At 51.8% G+C, this 21,597-nt stretch carries 12 protein-coding genes; 6 read left to right on the forward strand and 6 right to left on the reverse strand.

The features are described 5' to 3' along the window. Window positions 1-22: 22 nt before the first annotated feature. Window positions 23-1,786 carry an aminopeptidase P family protein gene (locus Q1A48_RS03500; protein ID WP_299941269.1) on the reverse strand — a complete coding sequence of 588 codons (1,764 nt, stop codon included), beginning with the start codon at window positions 1,784-1,786 and terminating at the stop codon, window positions 23-25. A gap of 934 nt (window positions 1,787-2,720) precedes the next feature. Here Q1A48_RS03500 and Q1A48_RS03505 point away from each other — a divergent pair. From Q1A48_RS03505 to Q1A48_RS03515, 3 genes are all read left to right on the forward strand, one after another. Further along, entirely contained in the window at window positions 2,721-4,904 is a 2,184-nt protein-coding gene (locus Q1A48_RS03505; RefSeq protein ID WP_299941272.1) for a hypothetical protein, read from the forward strand. 287 nt (window positions 4,905-5,191) lie between these two features. After that, window positions 5,192-6,988, forward strand: coding sequence for a VCBS domain-containing protein (locus tag Q1A48_RS03510; RefSeq protein ID WP_299941275.1), 1,797 nt, complete (start codon window positions 5,192-5,194; stop codon window positions 6,986-6,988). A gap of 37 nt (window positions 6,989-7,025) precedes the next feature. After that, window positions 7,026-7,325 (forward strand): hypothetical protein, encoded by a 300-nt coding sequence (locus Q1A48_RS03515; protein WP_299941278.1) that lies wholly within the window; start codon window positions 7,026-7,028, stop codon window positions 7,323-7,325. Between the two features lie 261 nt (window positions 7,326-7,586). Here Q1A48_RS03515 and Q1A48_RS03520 read toward each other — a convergent pair whose 3' ends face one another. The 3 genes from Q1A48_RS03520 to Q1A48_RS03530 all read right to left on the reverse strand — a co-directional run bounded on the left by Q1A48_RS03520 (window position 7,587) and on the right by Q1A48_RS03530 (window position 13,827). Beyond that, a complete protein-coding gene (locus Q1A48_RS03520; RefSeq protein ID WP_299941281.1) occupies window positions 7,587-8,897 on the reverse strand; it encodes a DEAD/DEAH box helicase in 1,311 nt (436 codons plus the stop codon). Between the two features lie 322 nt (window positions 8,898-9,219). Further along, the gene (locus Q1A48_RS03525; RefSeq protein ID WP_299941285.1) at window positions 9,220-11,232 is read right to left on the reverse strand and encodes an alkyl sulfatase dimerization domain-containing protein; all 2,013 of its coding nucleotides are present in this window, start codon (window positions 11,230-11,232) and stop codon (window positions 9,220-9,222) included. A 240-nt stretch (window positions 11,233-11,472) separates the two neighbouring features. Beyond that, the gene (locus tag Q1A48_RS03530) at window positions 11,473-13,827 is read right to left on the reverse strand and encodes a Wzy polymerase domain-containing protein (RefSeq protein WP_299941287.1); all 2,355 of its coding nucleotides are present in this window, start codon (window positions 13,825-13,827) and stop codon (window positions 11,473-11,475) included. A 323-nt stretch (window positions 13,828-14,150) separates the two neighbouring features. Here Q1A48_RS03530 and Q1A48_RS03535 point away from each other — a divergent pair, with 323 nt between their 5' ends. The 3 genes from Q1A48_RS03535 to Q1A48_RS03545 all read left to right on the forward strand — a co-directional run bounded on the left by Q1A48_RS03535 (window position 14,151) and on the right by Q1A48_RS03545 (window position 18,028). Beyond that, window positions 14,151-15,356, forward strand: a complete 1,206-nt coding sequence (locus Q1A48_RS03535; RefSeq protein WP_299941289.1) for a right-handed parallel beta-helix repeat-containing protein — start codon at window positions 14,151-14,153, stop codon at window positions 15,354-15,356. Between the two features lie 332 nt (window positions 15,357-15,688). Further along, window positions 15,689-16,639 (forward strand): RidA family protein, encoded by a 951-nt coding sequence (locus Q1A48_RS03540; protein ID WP_299941292.1) that lies wholly within the window; start codon window positions 15,689-15,691, stop codon window positions 16,637-16,639. A gap of 588 nt (window positions 16,640-17,227) precedes the next feature. Continuing rightward, window positions 17,228-18,028 carry a hypothetical protein gene (locus tag Q1A48_RS03545; RefSeq protein WP_299941295.1) on the forward strand — a complete coding sequence of 267 codons (801 nt, stop codon included), beginning with the start codon at window positions 17,228-17,230 and terminating at the stop codon, window positions 18,026-18,028. 378 nt (window positions 18,029-18,406) lie between these two features. Here Q1A48_RS03545 and cls read toward each other — a convergent pair whose 3' ends face one another. Together cls and Q1A48_RS03555 are read right to left on the reverse strand one after the other, a co-directional pair. Further along, window positions 18,407-19,831, reverse strand: a complete 1,425-nt coding sequence (cls, locus tag Q1A48_RS03550) for a cardiolipin synthase (protein ID WP_299941298.1) — start codon at window positions 19,829-19,831, stop codon at window positions 18,407-18,409. A 401-nt stretch (window positions 19,832-20,232) separates the two neighbouring features. After that, entirely contained in the window at window positions 20,233-21,597 is a 1,365-nt protein-coding gene (locus Q1A48_RS03555) for a glutamate decarboxylase (RefSeq protein ID WP_299941301.1), read from the reverse strand.

Genomic DNA, 21,597 nt, shown 5'->3' on the forward strand with positions numbered 1-21,597 from the left:
CGGGGCCCGCCCCGCAAAGACATCACAGAGGCTCCGTGGCCGCTCGCAACCAGTCCGCGGTGTGCTCGTCAACCAGCGGCGTAATGACCTGCCGAACCCGCCGATGATAGCGGTTCAACCAATCCCGCTCCCGCGCACTCAGCAGATCCGCGTCGATCAGCACGCAATCAATCGGCACCAGGGTCAATTCCTCGAATTCGAGGAAACCGGGGTAATCCTCGCTCTCTTTCACATACACCAGGTTTTCTATGCGAATACCGTATTGCCCGGTGAGATAAAACCCCGGCTCATTGGAGAGGATCATGCCGGGCTGCAGCGCCACCCCGGTAGCGACCTTACCGATGCGCTGCGGACCCTCGTGCACACTCAAATAACTGCCGACCCCGTGACCGGTACCGTGGGCATAGTCCAGCCCCACCTCCCACAGTGAGCGGCGCGCAATCGCATCAATCTGCTCTCCGCAAGTACCCTGCGGAAAACGCAGGGCGGCGATGGCAATATGCCCCTTTAATACACGGGTAAAATGCGCCCGTGCCAGTGCCGGGAAATCCCCCAGAGCCAGGGTACGAGTCACATCAGTGGTGCCATCGGGGTACTGGGCACCCGAATCGCACAAATAAATCCCCTCGGGTTTCATAGGTAGGCTGGACTCCGGGCTCACCCGGTAGTGGACTATGGCCCCGTTGGGCCCGTAACCCGATATGGTGTCAAAACTGTTTCCGCGAAAACCCTCTCGCGCTGCACGCTTGCCATACAGCAGCTTAACCGCCGACAATTCATCGAGCCCGGTATCGACCGCTCGGGGTAATTCCGCGAGAAATTCGCACAGCGCCGCCCCATCGCGCTCATGAGCGGCCCTGGCACCGGCCAGTTCCACGGCATTCTTGCAGGCTTTGGCCCCTGAGACGGGATCGCGTTCCTGCACCAGTTGGATATCCAGAGCGCGCAACTGCTGCAGAATCCAGCAATTACTGATCAGGGGATCCACCCAGATCTTGCCGATATGGCGACGCCGCAGGTCCGAAAACAGCAGGCGCTTGTCGGATACCACCGTCACTTCCCGGTCCAGGTGTTCAAGCAGCCCCTCGCCGACCGCCTCCGCCGATAGGTACAGGGTGGCGCTGCCATCCCGGTACAGCACGGCATTGGCCAGGGCGACCGGCAAATGCGGGATATCGTCACCGCGGATATTGAACAGCCAGGCACAGTTCTCGGGGCTTGGCAGCCACAGAGCATCGACGCGTTTCTCCGCCAGCAGCGCGGCTATACGCCGGCGTTTGTCCCTGGAGTGCTCACCACTGAACGCAAAGGGATGGGGCCGCGCCGTGCCGGATGGCGTCGCGGGCCTGTCTGCCCAGATGGCATCGATAGGGTTCTTCTCCAGTGGTCTCAGGGTAATATCCCGCGCCTTCAAATGCCCCTGTAGAAGGGCCAGGCCCGGTTCCGTGTGCAGGCGTGGGTCATAGCCCAGTGCCTGTCCCTCGCGCAGCTGATTGCAGACCCAGTTGGCAATCTCAGCGCTATCCAGGTTTTCCAACTCTATTGGCCGGCCACCCAGTTGCTGCTGCCCCTGTAGTGTGTAACGCCCATCGACAAACAGAGCGGCCGCCTCCAGGCCAATCACCGCCACACCGGCCGACCCCGTAAACCCGGTCACCCAAGACAGGCGCTCCTCTGCCGGCGGTATATACTCATTCTGGTATTCATCGGTACGCGGCACCAAAAATGCCTCTACCCCCTGCTGTCGAAGCGCCTCTCTCAAGACCTGTAATCGCTCCCCACTCATACATCCCCCTTCACTATCTGAGTTCGCCAAGCCGGAGCTGCGGCCCTGGGTTAGCTGTCCTTTGCCGGCAATCCTGCTGTTGACACAACCGAAAAAACGGGGGCAACTCACAATATGTCATGACACGCCAACCCCGCTCTTATAGTGATCCCCACTGGAACCGAAAAATGCGTTTGTGAGATTTTCTCACCAAACCCAATTGTGCAGTATACCCTACCCTGGAAACACCGCAGGAGTGTATAATACGAGCCTGTATTTCCTGCAGAGACCGGGAAATTGAATTTTAAAATATGGGTCAGAGCGCTACCCCAACGGCTGCCGGCACTGGGTCATTCCCTTTCTCCATACAAGGCCATTAAACTCATTGGTTGTTGATGCAAAGCAAAAACACAAAAAACACTCTGAACTTTCCTGACCGTCCTCTTACTCTTACGACAACCTGGGCCACCGGCATCTCATAAAGTTGCCTTAACTGTGGAACAAGGGGTATTTTACGGCTTAAATTGACTTCTGGTTGGATGCAACCTCTAGACAAAATAGGGAAAAACGATTTGATTGGATTGACTAAAACGGGTTGAGCATCCGTATCTTTATCGGTAAACCTCCGTCTTCAGATTGACCGCCGCTACAATGACAGGCTGCCACGCCTTGAACTGAGCAGCTACCCACACTGCCGCTGAGAGAAGCAAAGAAAACCATAGCGCAAGGTTGTGCGGTAACTGGAACACACAGTCATTACCAAAAGTTTCGCTCACTGAACAGAATGTCTGCCAATAGGATCATTCCTGCTGTTAGTTAAAGGAACGAAAAAGGCCATCGTGACACCCTTCGCGCGTTTGCATGGCATAACTTCCTTGTCCCCGGCCCTTGGAGAAGATAAATGCTCGCAAGAAGTTGACATTCCTTATAAAAATCCCCTCATCAGGAAATAATCATGAAGAAACTCTTTTTGATTCTCACTGCTCTGCTGCTGGCGTCCTGTAGCGCTCAGGCTGTGAAGACCGCGCCCGAAGATCCATTAATGGCACTTACCCGGCAGGCGGCACAGTCACCGGGATCGGTGAGTTTCCCCACTTACTGGGAAGCTTACCTGAAATCCCCCCAATCGCTCAAAACAGTGAGCGCACAGACGCGCTATCTCGAAGAGATGGCCTCTGTGGAATCAGGAGAGAAAACCTGCGAGGCGGTTAACTGGCAACAGATTACTCAGCAAAATACCATCTCCCTGCTGCCACACCTCAGCGCCACCGAATGCTATGAAACCCTCGGCAAAACAGAACTGGCTCTGTTCCATCAAAACATCTTTACTTTTATTGCAACCGGTATCTTGTCCAAACACAGCGGTGATACCTACTACAGCGCCTATGAAGTCGCAAGCTGGGGGGACGCGGAAGACCTGCTTTCCCTTTCCGGCTATGAGATTATCGACAGTTATTTTGAGTTTGCCGAGAGCCGCAACGGGCTGTACCGGGTCTATAATGTCCGCACACAGAATAACAATAAAGTCGCTAAAATCTATTTTGACAGCAGCCGTTTTCTTCATCGCCTGCTTGCAGTCGAGCATCCTTTTGCCGGTCTGTCAGACGCACTCTATCGTGAAATTCTGCAACCATTGGCAGACTCCGATTACGCGGCACGCCAAGCGGTCGGACAGGTTTATCACGCAGAGGGCGAGTTTCAAAAAGCGGAGCAAGCTTACCTGGATGCCATTGGCATGGGTTCTATTATGGCCAATATCAGCCTCGGCAAACTTTGCCTGGCTGGAGAATCGACCAGGTTCTCACAAGGCGAGTGTGCGCAACTCTTTGTCTCCGCATCAGATCATGGACTTGAAGAGGCAAAGATCATGCTCGCCTATATGGCCTATATCGGTCTCGGTATAGAAGCCGACCCCGCACTGGCAGATCAACTGCTGGACAGCGCTGCGGTATGGATGCCCGCGGGACAGGCCGAATACGAAATAGCCTTACTGCTGGCTTCGGCGGAATTCACCAGCCCCAGGGAAAAGCTGGCACAGGATTTTCGCCAGGTATCCGCCGCAAAGGGATATCCTCTGGCTTTATTGGCACTAGCCCTTGCCCAGCTCAATGCAGATCAAAAACCATTGGATGAATTTGAACCACTAATTCAACAGGCCGTCGACACCCACTTCCCGCCAGCGCAATTTTTCTATGCCCGCTACCTGCTGGAGAAAAAAGGCGAGCACTCGGTAAAGACCGGTCTCGCCCTGCTGGACAAAGCCGCTTCGGCCGACTTTCCGCCAGCCCTCAATCTGAGAGCGCGGATTGCTGAAGCGGGGCTTTTCGGACGAAAAATAGATACTGCTCAGGCCCTGCGGGACTACGAAGGCGCAGCCGTACGCTGGTATCCACCAGCACAGCTTCACATGGGCATACTCAACTCCACCGGCAGGTTTATGACAACCAACCACGACATTGCCTATGGCTGGTATGCCCTTTGCGCCAAAGCCGATAACCTTGATTGCCTCACAAACCTCGGCTACGCCACTGCCCTTGGGACGGGCGTGGAACAAAATTACCAGCGCGCAGTCGAAATTTACCAGTATGCCGCAGCACAGGGATCTGCCAGGGCCAGTTACAATCTCGGGCAGCTCTATCGGCTCGGCCAGGGCGTAGAGAGAAATCTGGAGCAAGCGATTGATTACTTTACACAGGCGGCGGAGGGCGGATCAGCTGATGCCATGAATGCCCTGGGTCTAATCTATCTGAATTCGGCCCCGGAATTTCAAAGTTACCCCACAGCCCTGTCCTGGTTCGAGCGGGCTGCGGAGAATAATTCCAGATACGGCTACTTTAACCAGGCCAAAATGTACGAGCAGGGACTGGGGACTGAAAACGATCAATCCCGCGCTTTGGCCCATTACCGGAAAGCCTCGGATCTCGGACACGATATCGCCTCGCTTAGACTTGCCCAGGCATACAACTCTGGGGAGGCTGTCGATAAAGACCCCAAAATGGCAGCGCACTTTTTGAAACTTGCCGCCGAACAGGGCAATCATGGAAAGATAAAACGTGCTTTGGCAATGTGTCAGGAATCACAAAACTGTATCGAACAGGATCTAGAGCGGCTTTTCGGTCTTTTATCCACTGAAGGGTGATATTTTATGTTAATTGCTTCACTTACAGCGGTCACAGGGGTATTTCCAGGTACGCCACCTTCACAAAAATTCGCACCCTCAAAAGTGGTGCCATTTTTCACTGCAACTACCTGATAAGTTTCAAATATAACCCAATAACGGGAAAAATAATTACCAAAAAGCCAACCTGGTAGACGTTTAATTTTAAAATCCCTGTAAATGCATCTTACTTCACAGAATACGAGTCAATTGATTCTTATAATTTGACCCCCGTATATCCAAGCACAACCCAATTGGTCGGAACCATCATGAATACCCCTATAAGGCTCCTTGCCGCAATCAGCCTGTCTGTTACCTTTACTGCCTGTGGTGGCGGTGGCGGTTCTAGCAGTGAAGATGATACTGAAACGGAAACGCCCGCGGTGATCAGCGGTGGCGAAGGCCGTGTTATGGAAAACAGTGAGGCCACGACCACCGGCAAGCTAACCGATAGCGCCAATGCCAATCAGACCTTTGAGGCGAATAGCTTCCAGGGAACCTATGGCAATCTCAAAACATCCGAAGATGGCAGTTGGACCTATACCCTGGAAAGCGAACTCGCAGACCCCCTGAATGGTGGCGAACAGGCAAGCGAGACATTTACCGTTGGTGTCGCCGATGGCACTCGCACCACGAATATCACTATTTCAATCACCGGTTTTGACGACCCCTACAGATTCGAACCCGAATCGCCTCTGGCCATGCTGGTAGTGGACAGCAAGGAGTCCGCCACAGGCAGGCTGTCTTTGAATGATGTGGATGGCAACACCCCGGTGTTTGTCAGTGGCACCATTGCCGGACGCTATGGCGATTTCACACTTTCTGCAAGTGGCGAATGGGACTACACACTGAATAGTAAAGCGGACAGCATCAGGAAAGGGGATCTCAGCGAAGATTCCGTCACATTTACATTAAGTGATAATTCAGAGCAAACCGTTGCCTTCTCCATTGCCACCCTCGAACCCAAAGAAAGCAGTATTGTTTTTATATTGATGAATTTTTCCGATGGGCTGGCCACAGACCGGGCCGACATTTCTGATATTGCGGATATGGTATTCAATGATGTGGATTCCCTCGATAACACCTATCGGGAAAACTCCCTGGGCCAGTTGAAGTTCCTTCGTCACCGCGTGAGTGACAACGCCCTCCAGCACTACTGCTACGGCGAGGCCAACAGGGAAGAGAGTTCCATTGATTGCATTCGCTTTGATATTCCGGACAACCAGAATGGCGGCACCCTGAGTATTGCAGACGCAGCAGCCCGCGCGAAGGCCGGCCAAGGGGCGGAGTACACTGATGCCGGCAGCACGTGGCGTGATATGGCCTATCAATGGACAAGCAACAACTTAGTCGATGGGAACGGTGCTCCTCTGGAGCTTGGTAAATGGGACCATCAAGTCTTTATCTATCCTAGGGCCGCCTATAACGCAGGGCTTGTGGGGTTCGGCCTTGCGCGAGTGAGGGGGGGGTGGAGTATGGTGGTTTCCGACCCGGACCAGAGTCTTATGGGGCACGAACTAGGGCACAATATCGGTCTCGGCCACGCTGGCTGGGACAGCAACAATGACGGGGATACCAATGATAGTGGAGAGGATGAGTACGGCACTGGCGGTGCTTTTATGGGCAACCGCTCAAAGTCGAGGCTCTTTGGCAGCGCCCACCGGGAATACATGGGCTGGTATCGCATATTCCCCGAATACACTGTTACCATAAAGCAGAACCCAGGCAGTTCCCAAGACCTGGAGATACAGGCCATTGAGCTGACTGCTGAGGATCGGTCCGGCACCCTGCCACAGCAACTTAAAGTGGAGAGTACCGACAGCAGCAATGGCCAAAGCCATTACTATGTCAACTACCATGTGGCGCACAATGAGCTTAATCCCCGACCACATCATGCGCATTCAGTGACAGTTCATTACCTCAATGATATAACTTCCAATCATGTTGCTGTGCTTGCGCAGCCTGGAGATGACTTTACCGATGATGCAATAGGGTTGAAAATTGAATATAAGTCCCGAAACGCCGAAAACCAATCGGCAGTTATTTCCGTAAGCTATAGCCAGTAATCACGACACAATGGTTACAACCCACAAGGTGGATATTATGTTTCGAATTCTAGCGCTTTTGGCCGGACTACACTTTTCTCTCTTCGTCCAGGCCGAGGAAGTCGTCACCGGGACCTTGGAAGAAATTATCGTAGAGGATTTTGAATCCGGAAAATCCGAGCACCGCTTCTCCCTTAAAGATGAGCAGAGTGGCAACTACTACTTTATTGATGCCGAAGACATCAAGAAAAAAGGCATGAAGTCTGGCGACAGGGTAAAAATCCGGGGAGAGCGCCGCGAAAAACGCATGCTTCACATTACAGAGTCCCAAAAACTCAAACCCGAAGGGGATGAGTAACGGCTTCAGCTTATTTATTGGCACACATATCGTGACCGGTCCTGCGTTTTTATAGCTTGTCATCCTAGCCAGTAGGGCAGAAGGGAAGTAACTTGCTTTTTGGCCATTTCCCGCACCAATTGTCGCCCCGCTCAAAGGCGGGGAGACAATCATAATTAAGCGCATCTTCACACACCAGCAATCACTATCCCGGTGTGCCCATGCCATCCGAAAACCCGACGAACATTGCACTCCACCCACGGCGCATCGATGCGGTGAAGCCTAATATCCAGAATGGGTAGGAGTGCCCTCCCTGTTGCCACGGCGCCCGGAGCGACTTCTACTATTGCGATCACCGTGATGATGGCCTTTTCCGCGAACACTCTCTGCGCGCTTGTGGCGACCAGAGCGCTGCTTTTGTCCATCACCGCGTCTCGGGTTACCGGAGGCCGGCACCTGATGAGCGGGTTCGAAACCCTCAACCTGCTCCCGTGGTACTGCTTTACCAATCAGGCGTTCGATATCCCGCAACTGTTTGAACTCATCCGCGCTCACCAGGGACACCGCCTGGCCGTGTGCACCAGCGCGCCCCGTGCGGCCGATTCGGTGTACATAATCCTCCGGCACATTGGGGAGGTCGAAGTTCACCACCTGGGGCAGCTGGTCGATATCAATCCCTCGGGCGGCAATATCCGTAGCAACCAGGATCTGTACCTTGCCCCCCTTGAACTCTGCCAACGCACGGGTACGCGCATTCTGGCTCTTGTTGCCGTGGATGGCTACAGCACGAATACTGTCTCCCTCCAATTGCTTTACCAGACGATTGGCACCGTGCTTGGTGCGACTAAACACCAGGGCCTGGTGCCAGTTATTCTCGCGGATCAGGTGGCTCAACAGCTTCGTCTTTCGCGTCTTGTCCACGGGGTGTAGCTTCTGACGTACGGTTGCGGTGGTGGAGTTGCGGGGACTGACATCAATCTCCAGTGGATTGCTGACCAACCCTTTGGCTAACTGACGGATTTCCGGGGAAAAGGTCGCAGAAAAAAGCAGGGTTTGGCGCTTGGGGGGCAGTATTTTCAATATCCGTTTGATATCGTGGATAAAGCCCATATCCAGCATGCGATCGGCTTCATCCAACACCAGGGCCTCCAATTGATCGAAGCGGACGGCACCCTGGCTGTACAGGTCCAACAAGCGCCCCGGTGTCGCCACCAGCATATCGGTACCGCCGTGCAGGCGCGAGATCTGCGGATTGATTTTGACCCCACCAAATACCACCGCATGGCGCATTGGCAGGTACTTGCTGTAGCTCTGCACATTCTCAAATACCTGTGCCGCCAACTCCCGTGTGGGCGTCAGTACCAGGACGCGAACCTGGCCCTTGCCGGCGCGCTTACCGCTGCTCAGACGATGCAATAACGGCAGCGTAAAACCTGCCGTTTTTCCAGTACCCGTTTGCGCCGCCGCCATAACATCCCTGCCCTGCATCACCGCCGGGATAGCCTGGGCCTGGATCGGCGTAGGGGCACTGTATCCCTGCTCCGCAACGGCGCGGGCAATATCCTGGGTCAGGCCCAGATTTTCAAACAACATAAATAACCTCAAACTGCACTACAGGCGCAATCCATCACACCCCTCCACGGGGGTGCTAAAAAAAGAAATCGGTGTCAGCATTCCGAGCTGGTTGGCGCTCGGTGCACACAGCCGTCTATACATCGGCAAAAACCGGTGCGCGGCATTCGGTAGAAAATTCCGGGAAGAATTTGAGAATCATTCCGGTGGGGATGTCGGAGAGTGACCGACCTACAAATGACGCAGCTGAGCAATCTCAGCGACGGCACTATACCATAAATGGATTGACTGTATAGTTTTATCTTTTGTTAACCCGGTATCCCCACTGGCAATGGACCGCTGATCAAGGGTCTTCTTGGGACCGTTTGTCCATGGGCTCAGGCGTAACCAGATTCCACCAGATGTCGAACTGATCCATCAGGGACAGCAACAACTTTAACTGCTCTGCATCCCCTTCGATATTCACCGAGCCGTCTTGGATTTTCTCCTGGATGGTCGCGGTGCCGAGGAGGAGATCGTTAAGATCGCTGCGCTTAATGGTGACGCTGCTATGGGGGTTGCTCACCGGTGGAGCATAATTCAGTACCGCATTCTCCAGCACCAGAGCGTATTGCTCATTGATATCCGGCAGGGTGATATTGATGGAAATCTGTTTCCCTGCTGCCCTGGGTCCATTCAGGCGAATCCCCAGATAATCAAATATCAGTTCAGTGGGCATGTTGCGGAGGGTATCGGGACTGGCAGTCAGCGGCACCGGCAGCCGCTCAATGCCATCGCGCAGCTCCTTGGCACCACTCAGGAAGAAATTTCTCCAGGTTCCATTTTCCTGCTGGTATCCCATCTGCTCCAGGGCATCTGCCAGTAGATCCCTCGCCGCACGATTGTTGGGTTCAGCGGAAACCAGCTTGTCCAGCACCTCCGCCACCCAGCGATATTCCCCCGCGTTGTAGTCCTGCTTGGCCTGCTGAATGATACTGGCCGCTCCCCCCATATACTGTACATATTTCCTGCCGGCGGCAGTGGGTGGCATCGGGTAGAGGCGCGCGGGGTTGCCGTCAAAAAAACCGAGGTAATAATTCCACACAGCCCGAGTATCGTGATTAACACTGCCATAGTAGCCGCGGTTGGCCCAATATTGGGACAGTTCTGGCGGCAACGCCATCATCTCTGCCGCTTGAACCATGTTATAACCATGGTTGGCCAGGCGCAGGGTCTGGTCATTGAGGTACTTGTACAGGTCCCGCTGTTTCTTCAGGTGATTAACTACATTCTCTTTACCCCAGGTGGGCCAGTGGTGTGGCGCAAACAATACTTCCGCTTTATCTCCCCAGCGCTGCAGGGTTTCATTGAGATAGCGGGACCATTCCCGCGCATTGCGCACCTTGGCGCCGCGCAGTGTATAGAGATTGTGTAATGTGTGCGTGGCATTTTCGGCAGCGGTGACCGCCTTCAGCTCGGGAATAAAGAAATGCATTTCCACCGGTGCTTCGGAACCCGGCGCCATTAAAAAATGGAAGGTCAGGCCATCAACCTTGAGAGTCTGACCAGTTTCTGTAATCGTGTCTGTAGGCTCGATCAGGGTGACTGTGCCAGTGGAGGTTTCCAGGCCAAGTCCTGCACCCAGGGTGCCCTTCGGGTCTTTGGCAATCAGGTTACCGTACATAAAACTGGCCCGGCGCGCCATATGATTACCGGCGAAGACATTTTCACTGACCGCCTCAATCAGGAAATCCTTGGGGGCAATGATTTTGACCTTGCCGGACTTTACATCCTCCTCGTCCACTACACCTCGAACGCCGCCGTAATGGTCCACATGGCTGTGGGTGTATATCACCGCAACCACCGGCCTGTTACCGCGATGCTGCCGGTATAACTCCAGTGCCGCTTTGGCGGTTTCCGCGGATATGAGTGTGTCCATTACAATGACGCCGCTATCGCCTTCAATAAAGCTGATATTGGAGAGATCGGCACTGCGCACCTGATAGATACGTGGGACCACCCTGTAAAGCCCCCCTTCTGAGATCAGCTGAAGCTGGCGCCAGAGGCTCGGGTTGGCGGTATCAGGTGCCGCCTGACCCCGCGCAAATTGGTATGCCTCCAAATCCCAAACCCGATCCCCTTTATCGTTCTTGATAATACCATTGTCCGGTAGCGGGGCAATGAATCCGCGTTTAACGTCTTCAAAGTCCTGTCGATCATCAAATGGCAGCGCTTTCAGAACCTTCTGATTTTCGTTTTTGGTGACGACGCTCGCGGGGTTTTGCGCATTGGCAAAAGAGAGGCTGGGAAGCTGTAGCAATACAGTGAAAAATACGAGCCTGAAAAGAAACGCCTTCATTCTCTGATTCACACGCATCACTCTCATCCGGTATTGGAGCCGCTACGAACTCAAAAAGTGCTGTGGGACGGGCAAGTGCTTAACGATACCTTAAAGGAAAACAGGGACGACGCCTCCCCATAGAGAATAGGCAGGATCAGAGGGGCAGGTAGGGATATTCAGCGCCGACAGGCATATTGCCGACAGGTTCTGCAGTGGTCTAGCCTGCGAATCACGGATTGATCTGTTTCCACAAAGATGCCGCGGTCCAGTGCCGGGCTATTGCAGCGCTTTCTTGCTATTGCGCACTGCTCTCGCGTTCTCCATCTCCTGGCGAGCTTCGTCATGGCGCCCCAGGCGCACCAGCACTTGGGCCAGCTCCTCGTAGGCCGCCGCGCTGGGCTGGTTGCGAACGCGCTGACGATAGGTAGACGCGGCAGCGGCCAGCATGCCCTGTTGCACCTGAGCCGAGCCCAGATGGCCGTAGGCGGCGGTATTATTCGGGTCCGCTTCAAGGGCAGTTTGCAAATTGGCAAGCCCCTCGTCCAGAAGGCCTTGCTGTATCAGGACGATACCGAGCCCGGTATAAGCCTGCGTGCTCGGTTGCCTATCAATAACCGCTCGGAAATGGTGTTCAGCCTCTTTAAACTCTGCACCAGCCATCAGGGCAGCAGCCAGATTGTAGTGTGCCGCCGCCGATTCCGGGTCCAGTTCCAGTGACCTGCGATACATTGCCATCGCCTCATCGGGCAGGCCCTGGCGTTCAAGCACAAAACCCAGGTCGTTATAAATCGCCGCCTGCGGCTTGATTGCCAACGACTCACGGTAATGGGCTTCCGCCAATTCAAGCTCGCCAATATCGATAGACACAAGGGCCATATTATTGTGGGACTTTTGATGCTTTGGGTCTATTTTTAATGCTTTCTCCAACGCCACTGCAGCCGCCTCGCTCTTGCCCTGTTGGAACAAGGCAAACCCCTGAGCGTTCAACAGCTCCACGTTTCCGGGTTCCACTGCCAGCCCGCGTTCATAGGTGCGAACAGCACCGCGGTAGTTGCCGGTTCGTGCGTTGGCCATGCCGGCGCGCAGGAAGGAGTAAGCATCCAGGAATTGCGCCTTGATTTGCCCGATGGCATCCGCCGGCAGCGGAACAAATTCCGGAATATTGCCCGCGCGATCACTGCTAGTAAACCGATCAAGCACCACCGGGGGGCTGGAGCGGCCCGCCTCATCAATATGGGTCAGAAAGAGCTGGGTATAGGGGGTGTTGACCTTTGAAGAGAATACCAGCCAGTGGCCGTTCGACGAGAAGCTGTGCCAGGAATTCATCCGCGCGGTATTCGCGCGCAGGCGCCGGGCTTTGCCGCCTGCGGCCGGAATAATGTACAGCGCACTATCCGGCATCAAAAGCATGTAATTTTCCGCCTGGGTGAAAACGATCCATTGGCCGTCGGGGGAAAACTTCGCGAAAAAGTTACTCTTGTGGTTGTGGGAGGCGCCCGCTACAGGTTCGGCTGTGCCACCCAGGCCCCCGTTGAAAGGCACGCGGTACAAATCGAACTTATACGGCTGCTGGTCCTCAATAAATTCCGGCACATCCTTTTCGTTCAGCAGAATGCCGCTCGATTTGGCGATGGCATCATTCTGGTAGACCCTGGTGCGAGCGAATACGATTGACTTGCCATCGGGGCTCCAGGTCGGGTTGGTTTGTACATACTCTGGGTCGTCGGCTCCTGGCAGCGGCTTGTAAGTGCCCTCTACCGTATCGTAGACCACCAGAATACCCTTGATTGGGAAAAAGAGCTGGGAAAATTCGATACCCGGCGTCGCCACAAATACTGCTCGGTCCTTGACGGTGCTGATCACATAGCGGCCGTCCGGAGAGATCTGGGAGAGCAGGCCGAAGGTGGCTTCGCCGTCGCCCCGCTTGTAATCGCTCCAGGTGATGATCTTGTCATCACTCAACACCATCCGCTTCTCAGTAGAGAGGATGGCGTAACCGCCTTTGTCGTTGCCATAATCGACATCGAGACCCAACACACCACCATCACCTGAGAAAGAGTGGCAATTACCGCAGACCGGCAAGTCCTCCAGCACAATGGGGGGGCGATGTTCGGAATCGATAGACCCAAAGCGCCAGCGGATTTGCGAGGGGTCTTGCACAGCACTGATAAACGGCAGGGGGACCTCCCGGTAGAAGATCGCATCTTCTACCGGATCTGTTGAAGTGCGAATCCGAACAGTCGCAGCGGCGGCGACTTTGCCGCTGGCATCAACGCCAATCACCGCCAACTCGGTGTCGCTTTTGAGGGAATGCCGCTTGATGTCAGACCAGTCTTGTTCTGAAGGGCGCCAGCGTGATTCTGCACTATCAAAACGAAGTACCGCTTCTTGGCCATGAAAACGCAACATCACCTGCCACCGCGCAACACCTTCGGTCTTATCTTCCCAGACGACAGTGGGCGCCACAATTTCCGGTGGAAACAGTGTCTCATCCAGCGGATAGATAATTTCCAGCTGCCCCGCTGGCATGCTGGGAAAAGGGAACACGGTGGTGGAGCCGGCTTCCGGCCCACAGCCACATAGCACGAGCAGGACGCTGAGAAGACCAGCGCAGACTGAAAATGTATTCACATGTACAGGCGATACGATGGATCGTTCGTTGATGCCCGGAGCCCTTCACTGAGGAAGAGGCCCTTCCATTATGCGAGAATATTACAGGCCGCCACCACAACCTCAGGGGGCTCGGTGAGTGTGGAGTACATTGGGGTTGAAGTCAATTGAGAGCCCGCTGGACGGGGTTCCCGAATTGTCATGGGCCGGTTTGTGATGACAGTCCCATATTGGCGATTGACACCTATAGATCATTCATGTACGAATGGTGTGAATTGGAACTGCACACACCACAAGCGCTGATCATAAACTCATGTAGGCCCTTTTCAAGTCGGGATAACAAGATGCATGTGCGCTTTACCCTTCAAATATTTGCTGTCGCCCTGCTTGTCAGCACTACCGCAGCTCGGGCGGGTATTCTGCGAGTTTACCCCGGAGAATCCATCCAGGCGGCAATCGACGCAGCGAATCCCGGCGATACCATCCTTGTCGAGCCCGGTGAGTATTATGAAGACGCCGGAAGCATCTATGGTTTGCGCATCACCACGGACAACCTCCGCTTGATTGGAAAGTCGAAAAACAGCCATAGCCACCCCTCCGATAAAGCCGGGCAGATGTCCAACAGGGTTCGTCTTATCGCCAATGGCGCCCAGGAGACTGGCGTTTACGTAGCGCCCGCGGGTTGCGAGTACAAAAACAGCGCCTGTGCCGAAGAACTGCAGGGATTTTACCTCCGTGGCTTCAGTGTCGAGGGATACCCGGCTAACGGCATCCAGACCCGATGGGTAAACGGGTTTCAATTTGTGCGTAATGTTTCTGTCAATAATCTGAACAATGGTATCTACCCAACCCTCTCCGCCAATGGTTTGGTTCGGGATAATATTTCCTACGGCTCCCTGGATACCGCCATGTGGGTTGCGGGCTCCGAAAACATTCGCGTTATCGGCAACGAGCTGTTCGGTAGCGTTATTGGCTTTGAAATTACCGTGTCCAATCAGGTCCAGGCAAGTCATAACAAAATATACGACAATACGGTGGGTATTGGCTTGTTTCATCCCAACGGTGCGGGCAACCCACCGCTGCCGGTGATGGAAAATTGGGTTATTGAACACAATCATATCTATGACAATAACCGGCCGAACGATGCCCCAGATGGCAGCTTCCAGGCAGACCTCCCCCCAGGGACGGGTGTGTTGTTGATGGGGGTGAGTAATCATGTGGTCGGTAAAAACCGCGTCGCGAACAATGGTTTTGTTGGCATCGGCATATTGGGTTGGTGTAGTGCTACTACTGGCACCGACAATAGCTGCGAAACCAGACCGCCGATTTCTGATCCGGCGGCAAACGATAACCAAATCTCCCTGAACACACTGAACGGCAACGGAGAAAGCCCACCGGGAGGCATTCTCGACTTCCTCGCTGCGGACCTTGTCTACTTTCAACTTGAGGTCACCGTTGGCGCCGGAAATTGTTTTAAGAACAACAAACCCGAGGGCTTAACGTTTGTTTCCTCGGCCCCGAATGGTGAGCTACCCTCCGACAATTGTTAGAGGCAGTTTTCTCCGATTTAACCACTGATATGTGTAAGCGGCCTGGCCCTACAGGCCCTTTTGCTGCGAAAAGGAGCCCAGTGACTTTCCACCCTCCCGCTGAATCATTTGAAATCCATGGTTGTCCAATCGTCCTGCGCTGCATTGAGGGCTGCAGGGCCCGAGAACTCTTCTTACACTGTCAGGCTCCGACTCACCGGGCTGATGTCGGTGCCCAGGCAGCAGCAATCTACAGGGCGATACTAAAGGCTCTACTCGCCAAGGGCGGAAGTACCGCTTCAATCATTTCAGAGATGGTATTCCTGCAAAATCTTCCCGAAAATATCGCCCCTGTGCGAAAAGCAAGAGAACAGGTACTCGCCACAAGCGGGGGAAAGGGCATCGCACCTGCCCGCACAGAAATCGGACAACCCCCACTGAATGCCCAAGCCCACCTCGAAATTCTGATACAGGCGGTCATCCCCGGCACATCAATATTCAGTCTGTCCACTGTCGAGACTTCTGCAACCTGCAGCAGTACTGCCAGCACCTCTGGGCGTGGTTTGCGGGTTAAGTTAGGGGATGAAACCCGTGTACTCGCCAGTGGTCTCTGCGGTGCAGGCGGCAATGTCCATGAGCAAACAGACGGCGTGTTCGAAATGGCCGAGAGCTTACTGCAACAAGCCGGCCTGGCGTTTACCGACGTGGTTCGCACCTGGATTCACCTTCGTGATATAGACCGCGACTACAATGTCCTGAACCGGGCACGCCGGGCATTTTTCGTCTCGCGGGGGATTCAACCCGCCCCTGCCAGCACGGCCATCGGCGGTGATCCGGTCTCGGAAATACACAGTTTGTGTCTGGGTTTCTACGCGGTGAAAGGCCGCAGTCCTGTAGAGCGCATTCCAATGACCTCACCCATCCTAAATGAAGCCCCGGAGTACGGCGCGGATTTTGTACGCGGTATGCGGGTCGTTGAATCGAATAAGAGCATGCTAATTGTTTCCGGGACTGCCAGTATTGATGAGGCTGGAAAGACAGCCCATGTGGGTGACATTTGCGCGCAAACGGACCGCATGCTGGTGAACCTTCATGTCCTGCTGAGAGGTCAGGGCGCGACTTTCGATGATATCACTTTCGCGATCACCTACGTAAAACGGCCATCCGATCAGTTGCTCCTGCTGGATAGGTTTCGAAATGCAGGCTTCGAAGGTTTCCCTCACGTTTGGGTTCAGGCTGATATTTGCCGCCCGGAGTTACTCTGTGAAACGGAATTAATCGCCGTCTTGCCCTGTATTCAATAGGTATGGCAGGAGCAAACCTTATTACACGAGACTTAAGGGCGTCTCTGAAAATTGAATTTTCCTCAACTTTACTGCCCTGAAGCCTCTATTTTCCAGTGATGATGGGCACCGGAAAGTAATTTTTATATAGGCACTTATCCAGCCCCACTTTTGTGATTCCAGGGCAGTCACCTTATTGAAGAGCCTGTATCTGTCAGATTAAATCTGCGGACTCTTTAAAAAATCAATTTATGCGCATAGAATGCGTATTCGGCCCTCAACAAACAAATCTTGCTATGGTCTTTCCCCTACTTCGTTGCTCCAAGCCCCACTTCAAGGCAGGGGCCAAAATTTATACAAGAAAAGTTTACAAAGAAGGGGTGTCCCAATATGTCTACAAAAACCCCCTTCGATAGCTTCGGTGCTTAGAAAGATTGCTTGTAGGCAATAGATTTAAAGGGTGTAGCCTTGGAGAGTATGATTGACCTGAGTTTAAATAACTTGGCAAGTGGGATATTTAGCTACTTGGCAGTATTGAAGGCGCTAAGATTCTAACTGAACATTGAAAATGTATACAAAACACGGGGCGGGCATTATCCGGAAAAACACATGGACTCATTCTACAAACGATATTGCAATGGCGAATGCGACAAAGTATGGGATGAACTCATCTCGCTAGGTGACAAGGTTCGCTCTAGGGCTGTAATCTCTGACGCACAATCTGTTGCCCGTGAATTCGTCAGTCGATGCCGAAAAAACCTCATGCTGTTGCACGCTCGATTGCAAGAGATAGGTTACCAATTTGCATCACCCGAAAACGCATTACGTAAACCGACGAAGTCTGAACTTGAACAACTCGATGTTATCGAGAGCAAATATGGAACCCTTCCAATTATTTTACGTGCATGGTACGAGACTTTCGGTTCTGTTGATTTCCGGCAATCAAGCGAGCAACTGCAACATCCTGATGGGATCAAGCCACAAAAAGGCCCTGCCGTCTACGGCCTTGGCAGTCATCCGGCGATAGTGTTTGTCGACTTGAATGAATCGCTCAAAATGATCACTGAAATTGATAAAGAGCAGGTTGCATTCATTCAAGAAGCGAAGAAGAACGGCTACTACGATCCAGAAATGGAAAAATATGAGCCCTTCTTTCCGCTGGGTGGCTGGACGTCAAATTGTGAACCCAAGGGATTTATTTTGCCGGATCATAAATTTGATGGTGTAATTTATAACGACGGCGGTGGCGATATGTATTTTGCTTACGAACTGAGAAATGCATTTCGGTGGGGTGGATTTCCATTCTGGTCTCACTCACTCAAGAATAGAAACTTTTATTCTCCCTTCGAGTATAAACCAAATTTTAAAAAAATTGCACCAGTCCTGCAGCGTGATTTGGCAGCTGTATAAAATGGTTGATATGGATGACCAGCTCAGCTTTTCTAGCTTTTATTAATAAGGAATCCTTCCCGCCATGTAACGTCAAAGGTTCTCTAAATAACGATGTAAATATTTTACTGGATAGAAAGGTTTTAGATGTCAGGCACAGTTCGCCACTAATGGCCTTAGCTGTTGTGAGGAATTCAATTGTGTGACTACGGTCTTTAAATTCTGCCCACCGGAGTCTTGAGAGTAAATTATGCTCAGGATCATGGCTCTTTATATTTTATACCTAGATTCAACTTGCAAGTGAATATCTCAAGAGAGCTAGAAAAAAATCGACCAGTTACCCGTAGGCTTCGCGCTTTTTCTCCGGCAAGAGATATGCACTTACAAGTTGAATCTAGGTTATAAAACCGGACCAATAGTTGCAATAACGTTATGCCAGATCCTTTTGCGACGTCGCCAAGCAAGAACATCTTCAATGGATACAAAATCTGATCGGGCGATATACTCGGATTGGCGCTCCTGTATATCCTTGCTCACCGCTTTATCATACAAAAGCAAATTGTTTTCGTAATTGAGGTCAAAGCTGCGTAAATCCAGATTGGATGATCCTATCAGACTGACAATTCCATCTATTGTGAGTGTTTTGGCGTGCAGCAAACCGTCTCTGAATTCATATATTTTAGCACCAGCCTCCAGAAGTTTCCTATAATAGCTGCGGCTGGCCGCTGACACCACCCACGAATCATTATGTTTGGGAAAGATGAGTGTAACCTTTATACTGCGATGTGCCGCGGCACACAGGGCTTCAAGAACAGTTGAATCCGGCACAAAATAGGGTGTTGAAATTGTCAGCGCTGTTTGTGCCGTGCTAATCAATGTTGAGAAAAGTTGTGGAGTCGAACCCAACCTGCCAGTTGGGCCATCTCCCATAATCTGGGCCGGAATGCCTTGGGATACAGTCGTTATTACAAATGGGAAATTATCCAATGTTTCCCCTGTTGTTTGCACCCAATCACTGGCAAAAATCACCTGATTTTGTGCGACGACGCTGCCTTTTACTCTCGCCATTATATCAACCCAAGGTGCGTATTTTGCCTTTATTCTAAACTCTGGATCTGCACAGTTTTGGCTGCCGCAATAGGTGATTGCGTTATCAATGATAGTTATTTTTCGATGATTACGTAAATCAATGCGACTGGTCAATATCGTGTGAATGGGATGTTTCAGTGACAACGATACCGCAGTATGCACGCCCGCGGCACGCATTTTTTTCCAAAGATGAGAGTTAATAAAAGCACGTGACCCTAAACCATCCACCATCACTCGGCATACCACCCCTCTTTGTGCGGCACGGATAATGGCTTTGGCAGTAGCGATACCCGTATTATCTTCAAGCCAGATATAATACAGCACATGTACATGATCTTTAGCAGCCTCTATATCATCAATTAATCGTTCCCTGGCAGCAACCTGGTCAGGCATCAGCTCAACGCTATTGCCGTCAGCAGTATGAAACCCATTTACCGAAGCGGCATAGGAAAATCCAGGCCGATATGCAGGGGCAATCAGCTTTTGTGTCAAATTTGCATTACTAAAAACAGCTGTACATCGTGATTTTATTTCACACCAAATAGCGCTATGACGCTCTTTGGCATGATGGCCAAGATCTATTTCTCCGAACAAGAAATAGAGGGCACCACCTACATAAGGTAAAATGAGAACAACAACAAACCAGGCCAGGCGAGAGGTGGGTGATAAATCATCACGCAATAATATGCGAATGGTAAACCCAACAACAATAATGACATGCAGTATTAAAAACATAAAATTTCAGGATCACAGGATACAGCTTATCTGTTGATATGCTGCCTAATAGCAGGATTTTATTATCAGATGCGCTGGTGCCTGAGACCCTCGTCTTCCATTAAGGGTTTATGTTAATCCCGGCATTTTGTGTTTCAGGCTAAACCCCCGAAAACAAGCCAGTATCAAAGTTACAAGCATACCAGTAAATGTATTGTTATGCATTGTAATATTTGTTTGGCTAGCCACGCAAATAAGAACAGGGTATCTGGCAGGCTTCACTTATCTGGGGACGGTATTTGAAGCGTTTATACAGTATTGTGCTTGTTGTGGGTGGCATATAAGCGCCACGCGCATCAGATTTGATCACCATAATACGCAGTGGCTCTTTAAACAGGACCTTTACACCCGATTGGGCTAATTTAGTGGGAAAACATTCGTTGGCCTTTGCTGTTGCCGCTATTACAGTTTTGAGTGGCACGCCTGATATCTCTAATCAATGAATCAGCCATATCTCTGGAAAACCCCTCGCGAACCACAAGACGCAATATAGACATATCTTGAATATTCTCTGGCATTGTGTACGCGGGTACCTGCCATCCGTACATTCTCAGAGCATCAGAGATATCGTACTCGGTAAATGGCACCTCACCGGTAACATGAAATACCACAACCGGAATACTCTCTCCATTATTGATAACGGAGAAATTACCAAGCTTTTCAATTTCCGCAGCCAGGTACATAGCTGTTGACTGGAGGTTCTCCATAATTCGCTTGTAGCCCTCAAAACCCAAACGAATAAAATTGTAGTATTGCGCTACAATTTGGTTTCCAGGCCGGGAGAAGTTCAACGTAAACGTTGGCATATCACCACCCAAATAATTAACATGAAAAACCAAGTCAGCTGGAAGTTCATCAGAATTACGCCACAATATCCACCCGACACCAGGATAGACAAGGCCGTATTTGTGACCTGAGACATTGATGGATTTTACCAGCGGTAACCGAAAATCCCATTTCAAATCCGAGTGTAGGAATGGTGCAACAAAGCCTCCACTGGCTGCATCAATGTGCAGCGGTGTGTCATATCCTGTTTGCTCATTATGCGCCAAAAGAGCATCGTGAATTTGTTCAATTGGTTCGAACTCACCCGTATAGGTCGTACCAAGAATTGCGACAACACCAATGGTATTTTCATCAACTAGAGATAAAACCCCCTCCTCATGGATCACATAGCGTCCTGGCTCCATTGGGACGTACCTAGGATCGACATCCCAATATCGGCAAAATTTCTCCCATACAACCTGGACATTACTGCCCATAACCAAGTTGGGCTTGTCCACTGCCTTGCCCTTATTTTTCATGCGTTCACGCCATTTCCACTTCAGTGCCATTCCCGCCAGCATAACCGCTTCACTTGACCCAATAGCAGATGTCCCTATGCCTCCCTCCGGTGCGTTGAACAAATTCGAGACGATATTGATACACCGCTCTTCAATTTGTGCAGTTTGTGGATATTCGTCCTTGTCAATCATATTTTTATCAAATGTTTCAGCCATCAATGCCTTTGCCTCTGGCTCCATCCAGGTTGTAACAAAAGTGGCTAAATTAAGTCTGGCATTTCCATCCAACATCAATTCGTCATGAATCAAGCGATAAGCTACCGTTGGAGACATCTCCCTTTCAGGAAGAGTAAATTTTGGTGTTGGCTCAGTCATTTCTCTAGAACCGTACCCAGGCGTTAACCCACCTGCCTTCTCGATATCATTCTTAATGTGAAAAACCAT

This window comes from uncultured Microbulbifer sp. (assembly GCF_947489355.1).
In the GTDB taxonomy this organism is placed as follows: Bacteria; Pseudomonadota; Gammaproteobacteria; order Pseudomonadales; family Cellvibrionaceae; genus Microbulbifer.

What these genes read in the sequence shown, in the direction of transcription:
- Q1A48_RS03500 (WP_299941269.1), bottom strand. Translation starts at nt 1,786, where the DNA reads ATGAGTGGGGAGCGATTACAGGTCTTGAGAGAGGCGCTTCGACAGCAG.
- Q1A48_RS03505 (WP_299941272.1), top strand. Translation starts at nt 2,721, where the DNA reads ATGAAGAAACTCTTTTTGATTCTCACTGCTCTGCTGCTGGCGTCCTGT.
- Q1A48_RS03510 (WP_299941275.1), top strand. Translation starts at nt 5,192, where the DNA reads ATGAATACCCCTATAAGGCTCCTTGCCGCAATCAGCCTGTCTGTTACC.
- Q1A48_RS03515 (WP_299941278.1), top strand. Translation starts at nt 7,026, where the DNA reads ATGTTTCGAATTCTAGCGCTTTTGGCCGGACTACACTTTTCTCTCTTC.
- Q1A48_RS03520 (WP_299941281.1), bottom strand. Translation starts at nt 8,897, where the DNA reads ATGTTGTTTGAAAATCTGGGCCTGACCCAGGATATTGCCCGCGCCGTT.
- Q1A48_RS03525 (WP_299941285.1), bottom strand. Translation starts at nt 11,232, where the DNA reads ATGCGTGTGAATCAGAGAATGAAGGCGTTTCTTTTCAGGCTCGTATTT.
- Q1A48_RS03535 (WP_299941289.1), top strand. Translation starts at nt 14,151, where the DNA reads ATGCATGTGCGCTTTACCCTTCAAATATTTGCTGTCGCCCTGCTTGTC.
- Q1A48_RS03545 (WP_299941295.1), top strand. Translation starts at nt 17,228, where the DNA reads ATGGACTCATTCTACAAACGATATTGCAATGGCGAATGCGACAAAGTA.
- cls (WP_299941298.1), bottom strand. Translation starts at nt 19,831, where the DNA reads ATGTTTTTAATACTGCATGTCATTATTGTTGTTGGGTTTACCATTCGC.
- Q1A48_RS03555 (WP_299941301.1), bottom strand. Translation starts at nt 21,597, where the DNA reads ATGGTTTTTCACATTAAGAATGATATCGAGAAGGCAGGTGGGTTAACG.